This is a genomic window from Arthrobacter sp. 9E16 (assembly GCF_002929435.1).
GTDB lineage: Bacteria > Actinomycetota > Actinomycetes > Actinomycetales > Micrococcaceae > Arthrobacter_B > Arthrobacter_B sunyaminii.
This window is the reverse complement of sequence record NZ_PJIU01000001.1, coordinates 895,234-913,905: the sequence shown is the minus strand read 5'-3', so window position 1 is coordinate 913,905 and position 18,672 is coordinate 895,234. Positions and strand designations below refer to the sequence as shown.

General features: G+C 64.6%; 24 protein-coding genes. 13 read left to right on the top strand and 11 right to left on the bottom strand.

Annotation, left to right across the window (positions count from 1 at the left end; translation table 11 throughout):
• Positions 1-6: 6 nt before the first annotated feature.
• Positions 7-786 carry a hypothetical protein gene (locus CXR00_RS04315; protein ID WP_146068443.1) on the bottom strand — a complete coding sequence of 260 codons (780 nt, stop codon included), beginning with the start codon at positions 784-786 and terminating at the stop codon, positions 7-9.
• A gap of 125 nt (positions 787-911) precedes the next feature.
• Positions 912-2,714, bottom strand: a complete 1,803-nt coding sequence (locus CXR00_RS04310; protein WP_104053724.1) for an NAD(P)/FAD-dependent oxidoreductase — start codon at positions 2,712-2,714, stop codon at positions 912-914.
• Between the two features lie 145 nt (positions 2,715-2,859).
• Here CXR00_RS04310 and CXR00_RS04305 point away from each other — a divergent pair, with 145 nt between their 5' ends.
• Both CXR00_RS04305 and CXR00_RS04300 read left to right on the top strand, forming a co-directional pair.
• A complete protein-coding gene (locus CXR00_RS04305) occupies positions 2,860-3,216 on the top strand; it encodes a nuclear transport factor 2 family protein (protein WP_104053252.1) in 357 nt (118 codons plus the stop codon).
• Positions 3,217-3,296: 80 nt separating this feature from the next.
• Entirely contained in the window at positions 3,297-3,902 is a 606-nt protein-coding gene (locus CXR00_RS04300; protein ID WP_104053251.1) for an antibiotic biosynthesis monooxygenase, read from the top strand.
• Positions 3,903-3,933: 31 nt separating this feature from the next.
• Here CXR00_RS04300 and CXR00_RS04295 read toward each other — a convergent pair whose 3' ends face one another.
• From CXR00_RS04295 to CXR00_RS04285, 3 genes are read right to left on the bottom strand one after another with little or no spacing between them, the layout of a single operon-like run.
• Entirely contained in the window at positions 3,934-4,563 is a 630-nt protein-coding gene (locus tag CXR00_RS04295; protein WP_104053250.1) for a flavin reductase family protein, read from the bottom strand.
• A gap of 10 nt (positions 4,564-4,573) precedes the next feature.
• Positions 4,574-5,248 (bottom strand): alpha/beta family hydrolase, encoded by a 675-nt coding sequence (locus CXR00_RS04290; RefSeq protein WP_104053249.1) that lies wholly within the window; start codon positions 5,246-5,248, stop codon positions 4,574-4,576.
• Positions 5,249-5,284: 36 nt separating this feature from the next.
• Positions 5,285-5,734: an Lrp/AsnC family transcriptional regulator gene (locus CXR00_RS04285; protein WP_104053248.1), complete on the bottom strand. Its 450-nt coding sequence runs from the start codon at positions 5,732-5,734 to the stop codon at positions 5,285-5,287.
• Positions 5,735-5,814: 80 nt separating this feature from the next.
• Between CXR00_RS04285 and CXR00_RS04280 the strand changes: the two genes are divergently transcribed.
• Positions 5,815-6,585 (top strand): LysE family translocator, encoded by a 771-nt coding sequence (locus CXR00_RS04280; protein ID WP_104053247.1) that lies wholly within the window; start codon positions 5,815-5,817, stop codon positions 6,583-6,585.
• On the opposite strand, the gene CXR00_RS04275 is transcribed toward CXR00_RS04280, so the two are convergent.
• Entirely contained in the window at positions 6,578-7,570 is a 993-nt protein-coding gene (locus CXR00_RS04275; RefSeq protein ID WP_104053246.1) for a permease prefix domain 1-containing protein, read from the bottom strand. The genes CXR00_RS04280 and CXR00_RS04275 overlap by 8 nt on opposite strands.
• The gene (locus CXR00_RS04270; protein ID WP_104053245.1) at positions 7,567-7,905 is read right to left on the bottom strand and encodes a PadR family transcriptional regulator; all 339 of its coding nucleotides are present in this window, start codon (positions 7,903-7,905) and stop codon (positions 7,567-7,569) included. Before CXR00_RS04270 ends, CXR00_RS04275 begins: the two co-directional genes overlap by 4 nt.
• Positions 7,906-8,085: 180 nt before the next feature.
• Here CXR00_RS04270 and CXR00_RS04265 point away from each other — a divergent pair, with 180 nt between their 5' ends.
• The 4 genes from CXR00_RS04265 (at position 8,086) to CXR00_RS04250 (ending at position 11,410) form a co-directional block, all read left to right on the top strand.
• Positions 8,086-8,667: a TIGR03086 family metal-binding protein gene (locus CXR00_RS04265; RefSeq protein WP_104053244.1), complete on the top strand. Its 582-nt coding sequence runs from the start codon at positions 8,086-8,088 to the stop codon at positions 8,665-8,667.
• A gap of 81 nt (positions 8,668-8,748) precedes the next feature.
• Complete coding sequence (locus CXR00_RS04260) at positions 8,749-9,471, top strand: ABC transporter ATP-binding protein (RefSeq protein WP_104053243.1); 723 nt, start codon at positions 8,749-8,751, stop codon at positions 9,469-9,471.
• Positions 9,468-10,739 (top strand): ABC transporter permease, encoded by a 1,272-nt coding sequence (locus CXR00_RS04255; protein WP_104053242.1) that lies wholly within the window; start codon positions 9,468-9,470, stop codon positions 10,737-10,739. The genes CXR00_RS04260 and CXR00_RS04255 overlap by 4 nt, the downstream gene beginning before the upstream one ends.
• 41 nt (positions 10,740-10,780) lie before the next feature.
• Positions 10,781-11,410, top strand: coding sequence for a TetR/AcrR family transcriptional regulator (locus tag CXR00_RS04250; protein WP_104053241.1), 630 nt, complete (start codon positions 10,781-10,783; stop codon positions 11,408-11,410).
• On the opposite strand, the gene CXR00_RS04245 is transcribed toward CXR00_RS04250, so the two are convergent.
• The gene (locus tag CXR00_RS04245) at positions 11,407-11,751 is read right to left on the bottom strand and encodes a hypothetical protein (protein WP_146067186.1); all 345 of its coding nucleotides are present in this window, start codon (positions 11,749-11,751) and stop codon (positions 11,407-11,409) included. The two genes, CXR00_RS04250 and CXR00_RS04245, sit on opposite strands and share 4 nt — an antisense overlap.
• Positions 11,752-11,893: 142 nt before the next feature.
• Between CXR00_RS04245 and CXR00_RS04240 the strand changes: the two genes are divergently transcribed.
• Positions 11,894-12,442, top strand: coding sequence for a dihydrofolate reductase family protein (locus CXR00_RS04240; RefSeq protein ID WP_104053723.1), 549 nt, complete (start codon positions 11,894-11,896; stop codon positions 12,440-12,442).
• On the opposite strand, the gene CXR00_RS04235 is transcribed toward CXR00_RS04240, so the two are convergent.
• Entirely contained in the window at positions 12,404-13,048 is a 645-nt protein-coding gene (locus CXR00_RS04235) for a YitT family protein (RefSeq protein ID WP_104053239.1), read from the bottom strand. The two genes, CXR00_RS04240 and CXR00_RS04235, sit on opposite strands and share 39 nt — an antisense overlap.
• 157 nt (positions 13,049-13,205) lie before the next feature.
• Between CXR00_RS04235 and CXR00_RS04230 the strand changes: the two genes are divergently transcribed.
• Positions 13,206-13,688: a TetR family transcriptional regulator gene (locus CXR00_RS04230; RefSeq protein WP_104053238.1), complete on the top strand. Its 483-nt coding sequence runs from the start codon at positions 13,206-13,208 to the stop codon at positions 13,686-13,688.
• Here CXR00_RS04230 and CXR00_RS04225 read toward each other — a convergent pair.
• A complete protein-coding gene (locus CXR00_RS04225; protein ID WP_104053237.1) occupies positions 13,685-14,329 on the bottom strand; it encodes a GyrI-like domain-containing protein in 645 nt (214 codons plus the stop codon). The genes CXR00_RS04230 and CXR00_RS04225 overlap by 4 nt on opposite strands.
• A 139-nt stretch (positions 14,330-14,468) precedes the next feature.
• On the opposite strand from CXR00_RS04225, the gene CXR00_RS04220 reads away from it, so the two are divergent.
• The 4 genes from CXR00_RS04220 to CXR00_RS04205 all read left to right on the top strand — a co-directional run bounded on the left by CXR00_RS04220 (position 14,469) and on the right by CXR00_RS04205 (position 18,000).
• Complete coding sequence (locus CXR00_RS04220; protein ID WP_104053236.1) at positions 14,469-15,155, top strand: NUDIX domain-containing protein; 687 nt, start codon at positions 14,469-14,471, stop codon at positions 15,153-15,155.
• Positions 15,156-15,199: 44 nt separating this feature from the next.
• Complete coding sequence (locus CXR00_RS04215; protein ID WP_104053235.1) at positions 15,200-15,640, top strand: SRPBCC family protein; 441 nt, start codon at positions 15,200-15,202, stop codon at positions 15,638-15,640.
• Between the two features lie 89 nt (positions 15,641-15,729).
• Positions 15,730-16,533, top strand: a complete 804-nt coding sequence (locus CXR00_RS04210) for a trimeric intracellular cation channel family protein (protein WP_258060263.1) — start codon at positions 15,730-15,732, stop codon at positions 16,531-16,533.
• 84 nt (positions 16,534-16,617) lie between these two features.
• Positions 16,618-18,000: an NAD-dependent succinate-semialdehyde dehydrogenase gene (locus CXR00_RS04205; protein ID WP_104053233.1), complete on the top strand. Its 1,383-nt coding sequence runs from the start codon at positions 16,618-16,620 to the stop codon at positions 17,998-18,000.
• A 24-nt stretch (positions 18,001-18,024) separates the two neighbouring features.
• On the opposite strand, the gene CXR00_RS04200 is transcribed toward CXR00_RS04205, so the two are convergent.
• Positions 18,025-18,495, bottom strand: coding sequence for a GtrA family protein (locus tag CXR00_RS04200; protein ID WP_104053232.1), 471 nt, complete (start codon positions 18,493-18,495; stop codon positions 18,025-18,027).
• Between the last annotated feature and the right edge of the window lie 177 nt (positions 18,496-18,672).

Sequence of the window (18,672 nt, the reverse complement as noted above, 5' to 3'; positions counted from 1 at the left end):
CTGCGGTTAGGCTGCCCGGTGTGCCGGAGCGGGTGCCGGTGACGAACCGTGGGGCCGCACGCCGAGGCTTTGCCGGGTGTGGGCCTGGAGGTCGGCCACGGCACGGTCCGGCAGGTCGATGATCCCGCGCAGCGAACCCCGCAGGCTTCGGTAGGCAACCTCCACCTCGGACGGCGTCGCCGCGCCATCAAGGATGATGTTCAGTGCCTGCCGGGCGCCGGCGAGCTTGGTGCGTTCGGCGGGATTGAGCTTGGACTGCCCGCAGCGCCGGGCGTACTTTTCAGCTGTCAGGAAGGCAACCTCAAACCTGTTGACCGCATGAAAGAGTTTGGATGCTTCGGCCGGACCGCGGTCCAGGTCCAGTGCCTGGGCTTCGGCGGCACGGATGCCCTGCATGGCGACAATGACGTCCCGGACCACCGGGTCCGTGTAGTCCGTCATGATGGGATAGTCGATCATCAGGGCGACGTCGGTCTCGTAACGGGACCACCGCACCAGCAGTTCGTCCCTCCGTACGTACAACCGGCGCCAGGACTCGGCCTGCGCAGCGGCATTGCTGCGCCTGCTTTGCGCCGCCCGGGCGCGGCGCCGCGAGGAACGCACCCCCATCGTCAGCAGCACCAGGGCTCCGATAAAAAGCGACGGCGCCATGAAGGCGGCAAAGAAGGACCAGACGGAGGGGTCGCCGTCGTCACCGAACACCGCAGCCTGGACGAGCTGGAGTGCACCGTAACCCAGTACCGCAGCAAGGCCAGCAACAAAGGCCGTAAAAATGAGTGCTGCCACCGCGACTTTCTTTGCCACTCTCTTCAGCATGGCGACAGCTTACCGAAAGCGCTGCCCGCATTTACAGGGGGTGCGGCTTGCGTCACGTACAGCCGGCTGCTGCGGGTATGCTGCTGCGGACCGGGCTACCGGGAATGATGGGACGGCTGCAGTCCGTAGACCGGGGTGGGCAGTTTCTCCCTTCGGGCCTTGAGCTGCAGTGCCAGGAACAGTGAGTAGTGCCGGCTCTGATGCAGGTTCCCGCCGTGGATCCAGAGATTATCCACATTGGTGGGTTTCCACATATTGCGCAGCTCCCCTTCCCAGGGTCCGGGATCCTTGGTGGTCCCGGAGCCGAAGCCCCAGCATTTGCCCACCTGATCGGCTACCTGCGGGGAGATCAGGTCCGCCAGCCAGTTGTTCATGGATCCATATCCGGTGGCGTAGACGACGACGTCCGCGTCCAGCTCGGTGCCGTCGTCGAGCACCGCTCCGTTGCCCGTGAACTTGGCGACCTGGCCCTGCTTCAGCTTCACGCGCCCGTCGATGATCAGCTGGGAGGCGCCGACGTCGATGTAGTAGCCGGAACCGCGCCGCAGGTATTTCAGGAACAACCCGGACCCGTCTTCGCCGAAGTCGAGATCAAACCCGGCGGCGCGCAGCTGGTCATAGAATTCGGCGTCGTGCTCGGCGATCTTCTCGTATATCGGGATTTGCGCCTCCGGCAGGATCCGGTAGGGGAGGGAGGCAAAGAGCATGTCCGCTTTTTCAGTGGTGGTGCCGGCTGCCAGAGCGCGCTCCGAGTACAGGTCGCCGAGGGCGAACTCCATCAAGGATTCGCTGCGGACTATATGGGTGGAGGAACGCTGCAGCATCGTGACGTCGGCGCCGTGCTCCCAGAGGTCGGCGGCAATGTCATGGGCCGAGTTGTTCGAGCCGATGATGAGTGCTTTCTTGCCGGTCTGGTCACCGCCGCCGGGGTACTGCGAGGAATGGTATTGCTCGCCAAGGAATGCGTTGGCTCCTTCGAACTCCGGAATGTTGGGATATCCGGAGACTCCCAGCGCAAACACCAGCTGCTGCGGATGCAGTGTAATGTCCTGGCCCCCGCGCCGCACTCTCAGCTCCCAGGCTCCGGCATCGTCGTCGTACTGCGCGCCGAGACACTCCGTGCCGGACCAGTAATCCAGTTCCATGAGGGACGTGTAATGCTCCAGCCAGTCGCCAATCTTGTCTTTGGGAGCGAAGACCGGCCAATCGTCGGGGAACTGAAGGTAGGGGAGATGGTCATACCAGACCGGGTCATGCAGGGCGAGGGACTTGTAGCGCTTGCGCCAGGAGTCGCCGGCCCGTTCGTTCCGTTCGATCACGATGGTGGGAACGTTTAGCCGGCGCAGCCGTGCGGCGAGTCCAATCCCGCCTTGGCCGCCGCCGACGACGACGCAGTAGGGCTGCTCCTCATAGCCCAGGCGCGCCTGGTGCAGTTCCTTTTCCTCGAGCCAGGATTTCCGGCCGCGCTCAACGGTGTGCTCCACTCCCTTGCGCCGGGTGGCACCCTTTTTCTCTTCATGCCCTTTGAGTTCCTGCATGGTGGTGAGCAGGGTCCGGGCTTTTCCGTTTCGCAGCCGCAGGTGGCCCCAGCCGCGCGACGCGGCGGTTTCAAAAGTGATCCACGCTTCGGCTGCGTCGGCGTTGCCGGCGGCCGGTTCCGCCAGCGTCCAGCCGGAGGGCTGCACGTCATCGAGGACGGAATCGAGCATGTCGATGATCTGCTGCTTGCCCTCGAGTGTCTTGAGGTTCCAGGTGAAGGAGACGAAATCCCGCCACAATCCGTCGTCCTCAAACAAGTCGGCCGCCGCTTCGGTATTCCGGGTTGTGAGGGCGGTATTGAGGTTGTTCAGCCAGTCCTGAACTGATTCGTCCAGCTGTGACGGGGAACTGTTGGCCATATCCATATCCACTCCTTTGTGGCTCCTGGGTGCAAACCAAATCGTGGGTCGCGGGGCTCCAGTAAACACTCCCGGTGCTCAGAGCGATAGGGGATGGCCAGGGACTCCTGTTGCCTATCGGGCGGCAGGTCTAAGCTCCTGAGCCATGGAAAATGAACTTGTGGCACTGGAAACCGAGGGATGGCATGCCCTGTCCATTGGGCCTGTGAAAGCGACCGCGTTCTATTCGACTGTTCTGGCGCGGGAACCGGTAATGGTGTTGACCGGCGGGCTGCGGCTCACCAACCGGGACCAGATCCTCGAATCGATGGGGGGTCCGCCGTGGTCTGCCTTCGAGATCATCGACCCGAAGGAATCCTTTCTGGGCTCCGACGCCGGATTCCTCACATACAAAGTGCGGGCCGACCGTGACGGCACTCTCTACACGGCCCTGCTCAGCAGCGTGTATGCCAAGGAAGACGGTGAATGGAAACTAGCCCTGCACCAGCACACGCCCTACTGACCCCTACTGACGCGTGAGGCGCCTGTGGGATCCCGCACCCGATTCGCCGTCGGCGTCATCCTCCCCGGATACTGGAAAGCATGACTTCAACGCACGCTGACGCCCTCCCGCTTCGCGGGCCGGGGGCGGTAACGGTCTCCATCACCCGGCGGGTTGATCCCCTCCGTGTGCCTGAGGCCACCCACTGGGTCCAGGAAGGCGTTAACCTCGCCAACAGCTGGCCCGGTTTCCTGGGCTCCGGCTGGGTCCGCGCCTCCGCCGAGTCCGATGAATGGCACATGCTCTACCGCTTCTCCGACGAGGAAGCGCTGGACGCCTGGGAGCACTCCGAACCCCGCCTTGCCTGGCTGGAGCGGGGCCGCGACATGGTCGAGGACCGCCACGTTCTGCGCCGCACCGGCATCGAGGGCTGGTTTGATGCGCCGTCGGTCTCCACCGATCTCGAGACACCGGTCAAGCCGCCGCGCTGGAAGCAGGCTGTAGCCATCTGGTTGGGCTTCTTCCCCGTGAACCTTGCGTTTACAGCGCTGGTGGGCCTGCTGCTGCCCGAGTGGTGGGATTCGCTGCTGATGCCGCTGCGCGTGTTCCTGACCACCGCCATCCTCACGCCGATCATGGCGTACTGGGTGCTGCCCTGGGTCACCGGTCTGCTGCAGCCTTGGCTCCAGCGCCGGAAAACGTCCTAGCGGATCGCCGGCGCGCTGTATCGCGGGCGCCCTACTGGAGTTGGTCGCCCCGGTAATGGCCCGGCCATTCGTCGGGCCGGATCCGGGTAATCTCCCGGACCTCGCCGACGGTACCCCACTCGTTCAAACCGAGCCGGGAGAGCGGCCGCAGCTTGTCGATGCGCGGGTGGGAATCGCCGTCGAGCACGTCCGTTTGGACGGCCGCAAAGGTGATATCGCCGTAGACCACAAAACAGTCGCCCACTGGATGAATCTCCCGCAGCCGGCATTCAAGAGCAGCCGGAGAGCCTGCAACGCGGGGAGGGCGCACCGTGGCACTGGCCTCCCGGGCAATCCCGGCGGCATCGAACTCGCTGACCTCCGCGGTGAAACCGGTGCCGGTCGCGTTGACCGCCTCAAACAGGTTCTCCGGGGCGAGACTGATGACAAACTCGCCCGTCTCGCGGATGTTCCGCAGCGAATCCTTCTCGCCCACCGAGGTGAAGGACACCACCGGCGGGTTGACCGAGGCGACGGTGAAAAAGGAATGCGGCGCCAGGTTGTCCACGCCGTCAGCCGAGACCGTCGAAACCCAGGCGATGGGACGCGGCACCACCACGGAGGTAAGCAGCCGGTAGAAACTGCGGCCGCCCATGGCGGCCGGATCAAAATCCGTTCTCATAGGGGTGAGCTTAGCTGCGGCTTTGATGGCCCCGCATGAAGTCCAGCACCGGCGCTGCCAGGGATCCACCGATCTGCTCCTGCGCCCGCTTGTTCCCGCGCACTTCGAACATGTGGTTTCCGCCGTCAATCCGTTCGACGACGGCGGACGGGCCGATCCGCTCCGCCACCGGTTCCAGCTCGCCCGGCAACGCGAAGGGATCCCGGGTGCCCTGCAGGAACAGCATGGGCAGGGAAAGCCCGTACAGGTGCTCGTCGCGCAGCTTTTCGGGTTTGCCCGGCGGATGCAGCGGATAGCCCAGGAACACCAGTCCCGCCGCCTGCATCCCCTCGGCCACGGCCATGGACGCCATCCGCCCGCCAAAGGACTTTCCGCACGCCCACACAGGTAATCCGTCGGCACGGTCCTCAGCGGCGGACATCAGCGCGCGCCACGTCTCAATCGCTGCCGGGGCTCGGTCCGGGAATTTCTTCCCGGCCTCCCGGTAGGGGAAGTTGAACCGCCAGGTGGCCACACCGCCGTCGTTCATTGCATCGGTAAACCCGGTGAGGAATGGGTGCTCCATGCCGGAACCGGCGCCGTGCGCCACGACCAGGGACGCCCACGGATCAGCGGGCTGTGCGCAGACGGCGCTGACTTTACCCTCACCGACCGCCACGGTGAGATGTTCGGACTGAGCTGGCATGGTTCCAATTTACGGGACTCGTCCGGGCCTCTCACCTCACAGCGGCAGGCCGGCTTCTTCCTTCACGGTTTTCATCACGATGGTGCTGGTGAGCTTCTCGACGCCCGGCAGGGCCACGAGCACTTCATCGTAGAACTGCTGGTAGCCGAGGAGATCCGCCGCGATGACCTTGAGCAGGAAATCCGGATCCCCGAAAAGCCTGTCCGCCTTCACGATCTGTTCGTGAACGCCCACTGCCTTCTCAAAGGTAAGCATCTGCGCGCGGTCGCGCAGGGTTACGAACACCAAAGCCTGAAAACTCAGCCCGACGGCGGCGGGATCAACCACGGCACGATAGCCCGTCAGCACTCCCTTGCGTTCAAGCTCCTTGATGCGGCGGTGGCAGGGCGCAACCGTCAGCCCCACCTCAGCAGCGAGCGCCGTGGCACTCATCCGCCCGTCAATTTGAAGCAGGCGCAAAATTTCATGGTCAATAGCGTCAATCACGCAAGAATCGTATCGTTCGGAGCCGTGGGCGGGCTTCTTCCGGTCAGCACTTTTCGCCGCCGGATCCCTAGGCTTGAGGGATGGATTTTCAGCAATTCGCGGGCTTTGCGATCGTCTCCGTCACCCTGGCCATGACTCCGGGGGCCGACTGGGCATATTGCATCTCCTCCGGCCTGCGCGCCCGAAGGATTGCACCCGCCGTGGCCGGGCTGTCCGCCGGCTATCTTTTACACACCGCACTGATCGTCGCCGGGCTCGCGGCGCTGATTGCCGCCACCCCGCAGCTCCTGGCCGGCCTAACACTGCTCGGTGCGGCTTACCTGCTCTGGCTGGGGATTTCCACGCTGCGCACCTGGCGTTCGGCCGGTTTTACGACGACGACGGGTTCCTCGGGTTCCGGTGCCGGCGGGCTGCCCGGCGGTGCGGGACCCGCCCTGCCCGGCGGTGCCCAGCCGGAATCGATTGACGCCGGAGGCAGGCTAGCCACCCTCGCCCCTCCGATTCCTGTCCGCCCCGGGCCTGCCCGCCGCGGGGGCCGGCAGGACTTCTTCAAGGGGTTGGGCACCAGCGGCACCAACCCGAAGGCGCTGCTGCTTTATCTGGCGCTCATCCCGCAGTTTGTGGATGCCGATGCCGATGCCGGCCTGGCCGTACCACTGCAGACCCTGGTCCTGGGCCTGTCCCACTTTGGTGTGTCCGTGCTGGTCTACACCTGTGTGGCTCTTGCGGCCCGACGGCTGCTGCGCTCGCGGCCGGGCGGTGCCCGCGCCGTCACGCTGGCCAGCGGTGTCCTGATGGTTTGCCTGTCCCTGGTGCTGCTCGCTGAACAGGGCGCTTCGCTGATCAGTTAGACGGGACTGCCGGCATTGACGCTGCCGGCGTTTGGCGTGAGGCCTTAGCGGCCTTTCTGAATCCGTTGCCGAATTCCCACACCCCAATCACCAGCACCGCGGCAGCGGTGATCCCGGTGGTCCATGACGAGGCCTCCTGGCCCAAGTCGCCGGCGTTGAGGACGGTCAGGTCAAAGACCCGGTCCGTGGCCAGCAGCCAGAGCACCGGAACCATAAACATCAGCGCCAGAGCGGCGTTCACGGCTGCAAGGACAAACGTCCATCGTCCTGATGCATAGAGCACGACGGCGAACACGGCTCTGGCTGTCAGCAGGGCGATGATGAACGGCAACCAGAAATCCCAAAGCTCGTCCTGCAGGACCACTACGGGTTCGCCGTCAAGGAACAGCAGTGATCCCACCTTCTGCCACAGCAGCAGGCCGATGAAGAACGCGTAAAGAACCACCGTGGCGATGGTGTCGCCCAGGGAAACCGAAGCCTGCCGCGGCAAGAGAGGCAGCACGGACGGGGACCAGGCGGTCCGGCCCGGATCCTTCCGCCGGGTTCCGGTGAATTCAATGACTGCAAAGACCAGGGTGAGCCAGAAACCGACCTGCACCACGGCTTCCAGGACATTGCCGAGTGCCGACCCAAAGGCCCCGGCGGGATCTGTCGGATCAGTTGCCATCCGGAACACTACGGTGGCCACGAAGGCGAGCGGCACCACTATCGCCAGCAGCCGCTTGAGCAGACGCCACCAATCCAGGAAAAGTTCCGGTCCAATCAGGTGCAGGGGGCGGTCCGTGTAGCGGGCTGCCAACCGTGCGGGATCTCCGAACTCGGTGAGGACCTGGCGTTCTGCTTCGGTCGGTGACTGGCCCGCATCGGTGCGGGCTTCGACGGAGTCGGTGATCGAGGCGCGCAGTTCCCGCTCGATATCGGACCGCTGGGCCTCGGGAATGGAGGTGAGGGCAGCGAAGACGTACCGGTCAGTGAGGGTGCTCATGAGGGGCTTCCTTCGTTGAGTTGGCGAATGGAGGCGTGCAGTTTTTCCCAGTCCTGCAGCAGGGCGTTTAGCAGCTCAGCTCCCTGCTCGCTGGTGGTGTAGAACTTCCGGGGGCGGGCCTCTTCGGTGTCCCAGGAGCTGGTGAGCAGCCCTTGCTTCTCCAAGCGGCGCAGCAGCGGGTAGAGGGTGTTTGCCTCGACGGAAAATCCTGCTCGTTCCAGTTCTTCTAGCAGGCCGTAGCCGTAGCCGGGCTGTTTCAGGATGGAGAGGCAGGCCAGCACCACGGTTCCCCGGCGCAGTTCCTGAAGGTGTCCACCCAGCAGATCATCTTCCATGCCTCACACTATGGTGTGTTAGACACAGCATTGCAATAGGTAGCCGGACCTCGTGACAATGCCCGGACCCGGTTCCCCTTACGGACGGAAGTCCGCGTTGCTACCGTTTTTGATAACGGCAGGGTCAGCGAGAGTCAGGTTTTTGAAAAGACACCGATGCGTTTTCCTCGAGGAGGAACCATGCGTGCTCCAGTCGATTTCCATCATGCAGCCCGTGACGCCGGCGCCGTGATCGCCGCAATCCAGGATGACCAGCTCAGCTGGCCCACACCGTCGCCCGACTACACGGTGGGCGACCTTCTGGAGCACATCGACGGACTGTCGCTGGAATTCCAGCTCTCCGCACACAAGACTGCCCTGCCGCCGGGAGCCGGGAAGGTGCCTGAAGCGGACGGCAGGAACCTGGCCGAAGGCTGGCGTGAGCGCATTCCCAACCAGCTCACTGCCCTGGCCGGCGCCTGGGCGGATCCGGCGGCGTGGGACGGGGAGACGGTGGCGGGCCGGGTTCCGCTCGATGCCGTGGACGCCGGCATGTTTGCCCTGGACGAGATCATTGTGCACGGCTGGGACCTGGCGCGCTCCACCGGACAGAGCTACAACCCGGATCTGCGTGCCGTACAGGCCTGTGTGGAGTTCCTCGGCGAACAGCCCCGTAATCCGGGCCTCTTCGGCCCGGTGGTTCCGGTTGATGACTCTGCTTCGCCGCTGGACCGGCTGGTGGGACTGACCGGGCGCGATCCCGCCTGGATTCCCGAGATCTGAGTACTACCGGCCCAGCCGGTTCAAAGCCGCCCAAGTTGCAGGCCCGGCAAACTTGCAGGAACTGCATGTAACGTCGGAAAGATGACACCACACGTACTCAGCGCGCAGAACCTGACGAAATCGTACGGGCAGGGGGAAAACAGGTTTGATGCCCTGAAGGGCGTCAGCCTGGCCGTGGAAAGCGGCGAGTCCCTGGCGATTGTCGGCAAGAGCGGTTCGGGAAAGTCCACTCTCATGCACTTGCTCGCCCTGCTGGACAGCCCCGACGAGGGAACCATTTCCGTCAAGGGCCAGGATGCGCGTTCGCTGGGAAAAAATGAGCTGAACGAACTGCGCAACCGGGATTTCGGTTTCGTGTTCCAGCAGTTCTTCCTCACCCCCAACTCTTCCGTGCTGGACAACGTGGTGCTGCCGCTGATGATTGCCGGAGTGAAGCCCGCTGAACGCAAGCGCCGCGGCATGGAAGCCCTGGAGCGCCTGGAAATGGCGGACAAGGCTCGAAACAAGGCCACCGACCTCTCCGGCGGCCAGAAGCAGCGTGTGGTCATTGCCCGCGCCCTGGTCAACAATCCGTCGGTGATTTTCGCCGATGAGCCCACCGGCAACCTGGACACCGCCACCGGCGCCGTCGTGGAAGACATTCTGTTCTCGCTGAACAGGGAACAGGGCATCACCCTGATTACCGTCACGCACGACACGGATCTCGCGGCCCGCTGCAGCCGCCAGTTCTACATCAAGGACGGACGCGAAGTGTCCGCCGATGAACTCTTCTCGACCACCATCACCACAGGGGCCTCAGCATGACCGCCGGCGACATTCTCCGCTCAGCAGTATCCAACACCTTCCGCAGCAAGGTCCGCACGGCACTGACCGTGGTCGCCATCTTTATCGGGGCCTTCACGCTGACCCTGACCAGCGCCATCGGTGCTGGCGTCTCGGACTACATCGACAAGCAAATAGGCGCCATTGGCGGCGACGATCTGCTCACCGTCTCGCCCGCCGCAGAAACCGGAGCGGCCGATGACGGGCCCAAGGAATACGATCCGGACGGTGCCGCCATGCAGGGCAGCTTCACGCTGCTCTCCGAGGCGGACATCGAAACCATCCGCGCCACGGACGGCATCGACAAGGTTGAACCGGCCGCCATGCTGGCACCCGACTTCATCCAGTACGACGGCGGGACCAAGTTCGAGCTGACCGTCAATCCGATGATCGGGATGGCTGATGCGGATCTTGCCGCCGGGCGGCAGCTTGAAGACGGCAGCGGATCGCGTGAAGTGCTGCTTCCGTCCTCATACCTGGAGCCGATGGGCTTCGCCGACGAGCAGGCAGCCCTGGACCAGACGGTCTCCATTGCGGTCACTGACTACGCCGGAACCCAGCACACGGTGGATGCCGTGGTGGCCGGTGTGCAGAACGACTCCCTGTTTGGCGACGGTGCCGGATTCAACGAGGAGCTGCGGACCGAAATGGACGCCCTGCAGAAAACCGGCATGCCTGCCGGTGTTCCCAGCGGCTACATCACCTCCGTTGCCTACCTGTCCACGGACATCAGCGCGGACGAGCTGGACGGCATCAAGTCCGACCTCGCAGACCAGGGCTTCACCGCGCTGACCGTGGCGGACCAGATCGGTGCCATCCAGACCGTCATCAACGGCATCATCGGCGTCCTCAACGCGTTCGCCGTCATCGCCCTTGTGGCTGCCGGGTTCGGCATCGTGAACACCCTGCTGATGAGCGTGCAGGAACGCACCCGCGAGATCGGCCTCATGAAGGCCATGGGCATGGGCGGCGGCAAGATCTTCGCGCTGTTCAGCTTCGAAGCGATCTTTATTGGTTTCCTTGGATCTGCGCTGGGAGCCGGCGTGGCCATCGGGCTCGGCACGGCGATCAGCTCCGTCCTGTCCAACACGGTGCTGTCAGCCCTTCCCGGCCTGAACATTATGCTGTTCACGCCGGCCTCCGTAGCAGTCATCATTGGCGTCGTCATGCTGATTGCGTTCCTTGCCGGCACGCTGCCGGCTCGCCGGGCAGCCCGGCAGAACCCCATCGACGCCCTGCGGTACGAGTAAGCAGCGGCATCGGGAATTGCATCACGGCGGAAGGCGGAGTGATGGACCAAGGCGTTGAAGCATCCGGGGGGCTGCGTGCCCGCAAGCGTGCAGCCGCCCGGTCGGAGATCGAAAAAACGGCTGTGGCGCTGGTCCTGGAACGGGGTTATGACAACGTCACCGTGGACATGATCTGCACTGCGTCCATGGTGTCGCAGCGGACGTTCTTCAACTATTTCGGTTCGAAGGAAGGCGTCTTCCTGGGTCCGCCGCCCGCCCAAATGCGCGACGCCGTCGCCCGCGAGTTCCTGCCCGACCACGGCACCCCGGTTGTCCTGAGCCTTGCTGCGGCCGTAGTCTCCGCCCTGGTGGCCGGCCAGCCCGATCCGGAGCTGGCCGGCCGCAGGATGAAGGCCATCATGGCCTCACCTGTTTTGTTTTCCAAACAGAACGAATGGATGGCCGATCATGAGAAGCAGTTAACGGACCTGGTGATGGAACGTTACGCGGCTGCTGGTCTCCGCAAATCCGAACCGGACCTCGCCGCGGAGGCCGGCATGGTGGTGGGTCTGGCTCTGGGGTTGGTCCGGGTGGTGCTGCAGCAGAACCACCTGGAGCACGACGACGTCTGGCCGGACACCGGCATCATGGATCGTGCGGGGGTACTCCTGGAGAGGATCTTCGGCAGCTAACGCTGGTCGGTGCCGTCCGGGCGGAACCTGTCATCGCCGTCGGCCGTGTCCGGAAGGGAACCAAAGCTCCTCTTGATGCCGGTGCCCTTGCCCAATTCTTCAGGGTTGGGGCGCGACGTGATGATCAGCAGCAGGAAAATCAGCAGGGACACGATGAAGGTGGCGCAGGCAGCGGCGAGTCCCAGCTCCCATCGGAATTCCCGCTCTGTTCCGCCGGTGGAGAAGACGGCCACTGCCACGCCCGCGACCGCTGCCAGCACAGCGGAGAAAATCACCGGAACGTTGCCGTAGCCGGCAGGCGGTCCCTGCGTTCCGGATGGTGAAGACGGGCCGTCAACCATGATGATTCCTCCTGCGGAAGGGTGAACCGGCACGGCCATCCTAAGTCCGCTCCCTCCCGCCCGGAAGGGTCTTGCGGTACCTTCGCGGAGGAAGCCAGATTTGGCGGACACGTTCCAAGACCGGCAGCTGCAGGAGGACACGATGCGCAAGGTGACGGCGGCACTCTTTAGCTCAGTCGACGGCGTGGTGGAGAACCCGGGAGACTGGCAGTTTGACCATTTTGACGAGGACATGGGGCCCTTGATGGAATCCGTCCTGGCGGGCCAGGATACGGTGCTGCTGGGCCGGACGACCTATCAGGAATGGGCGGACTACTGGCCGGGAAACACCGGGGACGGCTTCGGGGATTTCATCAACCCGGTCGAAAAGTTCGTGGCCTCCCGGACACTCACCGATGAAGACCTGAGCTGGAACAACTCCCACCTAATGGACGATGAGCTGGAGGGCTTCGTGCGCCGGCTCAAGCAACGCGACGGCGGAGACATCGCCGTGAACGGAAGCATTTCACTTGTGCGCCAGCTCCTTTTCGCCGGACTGCTGGACTCCCTGACACTCATGGTGCACCCGGTGGTGGCCGGTTCGGGGCAGCGGCTGTTTCAGCCCGGAGACCCGCTCACCCGGCTAAAGCTGCTCGAGTCCCGGACCACTGCATCAGGCAATGCCATCCTGACCTACGGGCCGCGGACGTGACGCCCCCGGAAGCGGACCGAGCGCACGGATATCAAAGAACGGCATCGTACGGCTGACCAGCGGACCCACCAGCAGGGCAAAGGCCACTGTTCCCAGACCCACGGTGCCGCCCAACGCCCACCCCGCACTGAGCACTGCCACCTCTATGCCGGTGCGCGCGGCCCAAACGGGCCATCCGAAGCGGCGGTGCATCCCGGTCATCAGCCCGTCCCGCGGGCCGGGGCCCAACCGTGCCCCTAAATAGACGCCTGTGGCGGCAGCCAGCAGCACCAGACCGCCGGTGAAGAGCAAAACCCTCGCCCAAAGCTGATCAGGAGCGGGCACCAGGGCAAGGCAAACTTCGGCGCTGGGACCAATCAGCAGCACATTCAGGACGGTGCCGATGCCCGGTTTCTGCCTCAGCGGGATCCACAGCAGCAGCACGAGCGCGCCAATCAGGACGGTCACGATGCCGAAGGGAATGCCCGAAGAACGGGCTGCGCCCTGTCCCAGCACATCCCAGGGGGAAACGCCCAGATGAGCCTGAATCATCATGCCAATGGCAAAGCCATAGCAAAACAGCCCGACCAGCAGCTGGACGGCACGGCGTACGGTGATCCACGTCATGGACTAAGACAAGCCTGTTGTCTGCCCGACTTCAAACCGGCGCCCGGTGCTACGCCCGGCGCGGCGGCGGGAAGCTTCCCGGAGCTGAGAATAAAACGGAACCGGGCTAAGCTGGTCGGTCAACCGAACGGCGGTTGACCGTTGAGCTGGAGGAAAAATGTTCAGGCCAGGCGCACCTCTCGAAGAAATCGAGCAGGACGTTGAAGCAATGATTATCGAGCTGGTCCACAAGCTGGGCCGGCTCGCGGACTCGGACCCGGAACAGGTGGGAGCCTCGGACCGCGCCTACATCAAGGCGTTCTCGGATGCCGAGTCCAACAGCGACACTGACCAGGGGGCACTGCTGGCCACCGCCGTCGGACGCCCCAACCTGGCGGAGTCCCTGATCTACCTGAACCGCAGGCTTGACCAGGACAACCTGGACCCCGGGCAGCCCACCGGAGTCATCGGCGTCATTGTCCGTCTGGCAATGGACGGACTCTGGGTCAGCGACATTCTCGATGCCACCCGCTTTGACGCCCGTGAGCGTGCCCGCATCATGAACCTGCTCACCGCTCTCACACGGGTGAGCGATGACCAGCTGAAAGCGATGCTGGGTGCGCCGGCCGCCAAACCGCGCGGGTTGGACAAACCCGCCTAGGCGGAAGGGCCCAGCGGGCGGACCGGCTGCCGCAGCACCGTCCTGAGCTTGTGCACGGCGGTCCGCCGCGGATCGCTGAGGTAGATCTCATGGTGGTCGCCGTTGAAGGTGAGTGCGTGTGCCGGCATCCACTGGTGATGCAGGCGCTCAAGGACCGGGCCCTCGGCGTCGTAGGCTCCGATGTACAGGATCTGCGCCGAGGTGCCTTCCTCAATGGTCGCCAGGCGCACCCTGTCCAGTCCCGGCGGGTTCTTCTTTCTGGCAACCGCGGCGACGGTATCCGAAACCAGGCCAGGGGTAATCCACGGCGGCTGGGCCACCAGCATGGTCCAGTCCCAGGAATCCTTGTCACCGCGGATAAAAGCGTCCATGTCAGCCGCACGCCAGAGTCCTTCGAGCGGGCCCACGGTGAAATCGCGGCCGAGGTCCTTTTTGGACGCAAACTTCACCGCATACGCAGTGGGGTAGAGGCATTCCAAGGCGCCCTGATATTCCTTCGACGTGTTGGGATCCCCGTGCCCGTCATAGGCAAGGTACTGCAGGGCCGGAACCTCTACCAGGGCGAAATCGCCGGACTTGGGGGCGTAGAGCTCGGGGTAGCTTTTCTTGAAGTCGAACTTGTCCGTTACAGCCTTTTCCATAGCAGGCGCGCCCTTCCGCGGGGTTTTCAGGATAGGGCGGGTCCTGTGCCCGCGGCTACTGCCTGCGGATAACGGTTACCATCCTTCAAGGGACTCCAGTACGGTCCCGCAAGTCTCCCCCTCACGAACGGAATCCATCATGCTTCACGGCACGGCCGCCACAGTGGTGCTGCTGCGCGATGCGCCCGACGGACTGCAGGTCCTGTTGCTGGAGCGTCCCCGCCACCGGGGATCCTTTGCCGGCGCCTGGGTGTTTCCCGGTGGGCGGGTGGACCCCGAGGACTACGGACTGCCGGCGGATTCGGTGCAGCCTACGGCGAACGACGACGGTGAACTTGCGGCCGCGCTCCGGGCGGGCGTGCGTGAAACCGAAGAGGAAACCGGGCTCCGCCTGGCGGAGCCCAACCTGGTGCGGCTTTCCTGCTGGGAGCCGCCGCCCGAAGCGCCGCGCCGCTACCGGACGTGGTTCTTCCTGGCCGAAGCACCCGAGGGCGAGATCCTGCTCAGCCCCGAAGAACACGTGGACGCGGTTTGGCTGACTCCCGCCGATGCCTTCCGCCGGCAGCGGGAGGGGAGCATGGAACTGTACCCGCCCACTTGGGTGACACTGCACGGGCTGCTGGGGGTGGAAACGGTTGCCGCCGCGCTCGCAGCGGCCGGCGCTGCCGCGCCGCAGACCTACACAACCCGCCAGCTGCCCGGCCAGACGCCGCCGGTAATGGTCTGGCACGGCGACGCCGAGTACCCCCAGCTGCCCGGCGACCCGGAGGCCCGGCACCGGCTGGTCATGGGCGGAGACGGCTGGCTCTACGAACGGACCCTGTAACCGGACCCCGGAGCTTGAAACTTACGTGCCGTTAGACTGACCCGATGAACAGCCCCTACCTGATCAGCCGCGAGCGCTTTGTTCCCGCCTCGCCGGAATCCGTGTTTGACCTGCTGGCCCGTCCGGCCATGCACAGTGTTATCGACGGGTCTGGAACCGTCCGTGACGCGCACCCCCACGGTCCTGCCAGGCTGGCCCCCGGAGCCACTTTCGGCATGGACATGAAGATGGGTGTTCCCTACAAGATCCGCAACACGGTCACCGAGTTTCAGGAGGGGCACAGGATTGCCTGGCGGCATATGGGCGGTCATATCTGGCGCTACCTGCTGGAGCCTGCAGACGGCGGGACCCTTGTAACCGAGCAGTGGGATGCCAGGGGCGTCCGCCACCGCGTCATGTACCGGATCATGGGAGTGACCCGCCGGCATCCTGCGAGTCTGGAACAAACGCTGGAAAAGCTGGCGGATTATTTTGCCGCCCGGTGACTGATAAAAGGTGATGCTGCCGAACCCGGGAGCCTGCCGCGCTAGACTGGACGCCGGAAAACACGGCACCAATCAACAGCGGGAGCGGCGTGGAGATTTTGGATCCGGAGGCCGTGTTCAGGGTCGTGGACCTGGCCGGGGTGCTGGCGAACGGCGTACTGGGCGGAGCGGTTGCCCGGCAGCTGCGTATGGACCCGGTGGGTTTTGTGGTCCTGGCGCTCACCTCAGCCCTGGGCGGAGGTGTCCTGCGCGACACGCTGCTGCAGGCGGGCACCCCGGTGGCGCTGACCGATCCCGCCTACCTCTTTGCCGCCATTGCCGGTGCGTTCATTGCTTACCTGATTGAGCTCAAGGGGAAATGGGCCAATCGGTTCCTGATCGTCATTGATTCCTTTGCCCTTGGCTGCTGGGCGGCCACCGGAACATCCAAGGCCCTGGGCTTTGGCTTGGAGTGGCTGCCTGCCATCCTGATCGGCGTCGCCACAGCGGTGGGCGGCGGCATGATCCGCGACATCGCCGTGGGACGGGTGCCAGCGATCTTCGGCGGCAACACCCTGTACGCCACCGGCGCCCTCATTGCCGCCATTGAAATGGCCGTCCTCTATCACCTGGGACTGCGTAATGTGGGCATGGCCGTGGCCATCGTTTCCGCCGCCGTCATCTGCACCGTGGCCCGCCGCCGCGGCTGGCGCCTGCCCGGTCCGGGGGAGCTGAGTGTGCGGCTTCCGCGCCGGACGCGCAGCAAACCCAGCGGATCCGGGGCAATCGAAGCCGGCTCACGCAAGAAGGAACAGGGTTGGCCGCGGCCCCGGTTCGGCCGCTTTCCCCGGCCTCGTTCCGCCCGCCGGAATCCGCCGGAACCCGACGGCGACGCCGCCCCGGCCCGCCGCTAGCCGCGCCTGGTGTGCCGGGTGCGGCGGTTGAGCCAAGAGCGAACCGCTGTGGCTCCTGCCACAGCCGCCGGTAACGTGAGCCCCATGACTGCTTACAAAACCGTGAACCCCGCAACCGGGGAGACACTGCAAGAATTCGCCGAAGCCACCGACGCCGAAATCAACGAAGCAATCAGCGCAGCCCACGGTGCCTTTGCCTCGTGGCGCAGCCAGCCGGTTGAGGCCCGGAGCAAGATCATCGCCCGGGTGGCCGAGCTGTACCGCGAACGCAGCGGCGAGCTGGCGGCCCTGATCGCCACCGAAATGGGCAAGCCCCTGCGTGAGGCCAAGGGCGAAGTTGCCCTGTCCGCAGACATCTACGACTACTACGCCGCCGAAGGCCCCGGCTTCATGGCCGATGAGGAACTGAGCGTAAAGGGCGGCGGCGGGGCCACCGTGCGCACCGAACCGATCGGCGCGATCCTGGGCATCATGCCGTGGAACTACCCGTACTACCAGGTGGCCCGGTTCGCCGGCCCCAACCTCATGCTGGGCAACACCGTGCTCCTCAAGCATGCCAACAACTGCCCGCAGTCAGCCCTGGCCATGGAGCAGATCTTCCACGATGCCGGGCTGCCCCGGGATGCCTACATCAACCTTTTCGCCACCAATGACCAGGCCGCGGACATCATTGCAGATCCCCGGATCCAGGGCGTTTCCCTGACCGGTTCGGAGCGTGCCGGTTCCGCCGTTGCCGAGGTGGCCGGCCGGAACCTGAAGAAGTACGTGCTGGAACTGGGCGGCAGCGATCCGTTCATCGTGCTGGATTCCGAGGACCTGGACTCCACGGTCAAGTCCGCCGTGGCCGGCCGCATGGGCAACGCCGGACAGGCCTGCAACGCCGCTAAGCGTTTCATCGTCATGGAGGATCTCTACGACGACTTCGTGGAGAAGTTCACCGCGAAGATGCAGAAGATCCAGCCCGGTGATCCGCTGGACGAGGGCACCCGCTTTGGACCGCTGTCCTCACAGGCTGCCGCAGACTCCCTGGTGGAGCAGATTCAGGATGCCGTGGATAAGGGCGCAACTCTCCACACCGGCGGTGCGTTGGTGGACGGGCCCGGCGCCTACGTTCAGCCCACCGTGCTGACCGGCGTCACGGAGGATATGCGTGCCTTCTCGGAGGAGCTCTTCGGTCCGGCCGCCGTGATCTACAAGGTCTCCAGCGCCGATGAAGCCGTAGAACTGGCGAACAGCTCACCGTACGGCCTGGGCGGCGCCGTCTTCAGCGCTGACGAGGACAAGGCCCTTGAGGTTGCTGACCGGCTGGAATCGGGCATGGTCTGGATCAACGGCGTGTCCGGAACCCAGGAAGACCTGCCCTTCGGCGGCGTCAAGCGCTCCGGTGTGGGCCGGGAACTGGGACGCTACGGCATGGATGAGTTCGTCAACAAGAAGCTGATCCGTACGCCGCAGTCCCGGAAGTAGCGTAGCCGAACGGCCGGGCAGCCCTTATGCGTTTTCTTTCAGCGCGCTCCGGGCTGCCCGTTCCTCTTCCGTGGTGAAAACGACGTAGCGGTACGCGAAGTACCGGAACACGTTGCCGGCCAGGACACCGATGACGTTGCCGGAAATGTTGTCCGCAAACTGGCTGGTGAAACCCAGCACGTAGTGTGAGATGAACAGGCAGCCGGTGGCGATGAGCAGCCCCACCACGTTGGTCAGGGCGAAAAGCAGGGTTTCGCTGCGGACGCTCCGCCCCCGGGTGCTGCGGAAGGTCAGGTATCGGCTGCCGACCCAGGAGACGGTCGTGGCAGCGGCAACGGAGATGACCTTGGCGGTTATGGGGCTGTCATCGAGCACCGTCGAGGCCAGGACGTTGAAAAGGGAGACATCCACAACGAAGGCCACTGCGCCGACGAGGGAGAAGGACCCCAGACGCCGCAGTACCTTGCGGACGGGTGAAATGCCGTGGTTGGCCATCAAGTAAATTCCCCTGCTGAATGTGCCCGGTAGGGTGCCGGATCCAACTGGATATTTTCACAGCCTTGCGCGGGGCACAAAATCAGCACCGGAACGGGCAAGCGGCAGGGTAACGGTGAAGACAGTGCCCCGCCCTGCCTCGCTGCGCGGGCTGTGGCGGCCGTGAGGAGGTCCGAG

Bases quoted from the DNA above. Each gene is read 5' to 3' on its own strand.
- CXR00_RS04250 (WP_104053241.1), top strand. From the start codon at position 10,781: ATGGACCAAGGCGTTGAAGCATCCGGGGGGCTGCGTGCCCGCAAGCGT.
- CXR00_RS04240 (WP_104053723.1), top strand. From the start codon at position 11,894: ATGCGCAAGGTGACGGCGGCACTCTTTAGCTCAGTCGACGGCGTGGTG.
- CXR00_RS04265 (WP_104053244.1), top strand. From the start codon at position 8,086: ATGCGTGCTCCAGTCGATTTCCATCATGCAGCCCGTGACGCCGGCGCC.
- CXR00_RS04305 (WP_104053252.1), top strand. From the start codon at position 2,860: ATGGAAAATGAACTTGTGGCACTGGAAACCGAGGGATGGCATGCCCTG.
- CXR00_RS04255 (WP_104053242.1), top strand. From the start codon at position 9,468: ATGACCGCCGGCGACATTCTCCGCTCAGCAGTATCCAACACCTTCCGC.
- CXR00_RS04215 (WP_104053235.1), top strand. From the start codon at position 15,200: ATGAACAGCCCCTACCTGATCAGCCGCGAGCGCTTTGTTCCCGCCTCG.
- CXR00_RS04230 (WP_104053238.1), top strand. From the start codon at position 13,206: ATGTTCAGGCCAGGCGCACCTCTCGAAGAAATCGAGCAGGACGTTGAA.
- CXR00_RS04205 (WP_104053233.1), top strand. From the start codon at position 16,618: ATGACTGCTTACAAAACCGTGAACCCCGCAACCGGGGAGACACTGCAA.
- CXR00_RS04290 (WP_104053249.1), bottom strand. From the start codon at position 5,248: ATGCCAGCTCAGTCCGAACATCTCACCGTGGCGGTCGGTGAGGGTAAA.
- CXR00_RS04275 (WP_104053246.1), bottom strand. From the start codon at position 7,570: ATGAGCACCCTCACTGACCGGTACGTCTTCGCTGCCCTCACCTCCATT.
- CXR00_RS04235 (WP_104053239.1), bottom strand. From the start codon at position 13,048: ATGACGTGGATCACCGTACGCCGTGCCGTCCAGCTGCTGGTCGGGCTG.
- CXR00_RS04245 (WP_146067186.1), bottom strand. From the start codon at position 11,751: ATGGTTGACGGCCCGTCTTCACCATCCGGAACGCAGGGACCGCCTGCC.
- CXR00_RS04310 (WP_104053724.1), bottom strand. From the start codon at position 2,714: ATGGCCAACAGTTCCCCGTCACAGCTGGACGAATCAGTTCAGGACTGG.
- CXR00_RS04300 (WP_104053251.1), top strand. From the start codon at position 3,297: ATGACTTCAACGCACGCTGACGCCCTCCCGCTTCGCGGGCCGGGGGCG.
- CXR00_RS04295 (WP_104053250.1), bottom strand. From the start codon at position 4,563: ATGAGAACGGATTTTGATCCGGCCGCCATGGGCGGCCGCAGTTTCTAC.
- CXR00_RS04225 (WP_104053237.1), bottom strand. From the start codon at position 14,329: ATGGAAAAGGCTGTAACGGACAAGTTCGACTTCAAGAAAAGCTACCCC.
- CXR00_RS04220 (WP_104053236.1), top strand. From the start codon at position 14,469: ATGCTTCACGGCACGGCCGCCACAGTGGTGCTGCTGCGCGATGCGCCC.
- CXR00_RS04280 (WP_104053247.1), top strand. From the start codon at position 5,815: ATGGATTTTCAGCAATTCGCGGGCTTTGCGATCGTCTCCGTCACCCTG.
- CXR00_RS04260 (WP_104053243.1), top strand. From the start codon at position 8,749: ATGACACCACACGTACTCAGCGCGCAGAACCTGACGAAATCGTACGGG.
- CXR00_RS04200 (WP_104053232.1), bottom strand. From the start codon at position 18,495: ATGGCCAACCACGGCATTTCACCCGTCCGCAAGGTACTGCGGCGTCTG.
- CXR00_RS04270 (WP_104053245.1), bottom strand. From the start codon at position 7,905: ATGGAAGATGATCTGCTGGGTGGACACCTTCAGGAACTGCGCCGGGGA.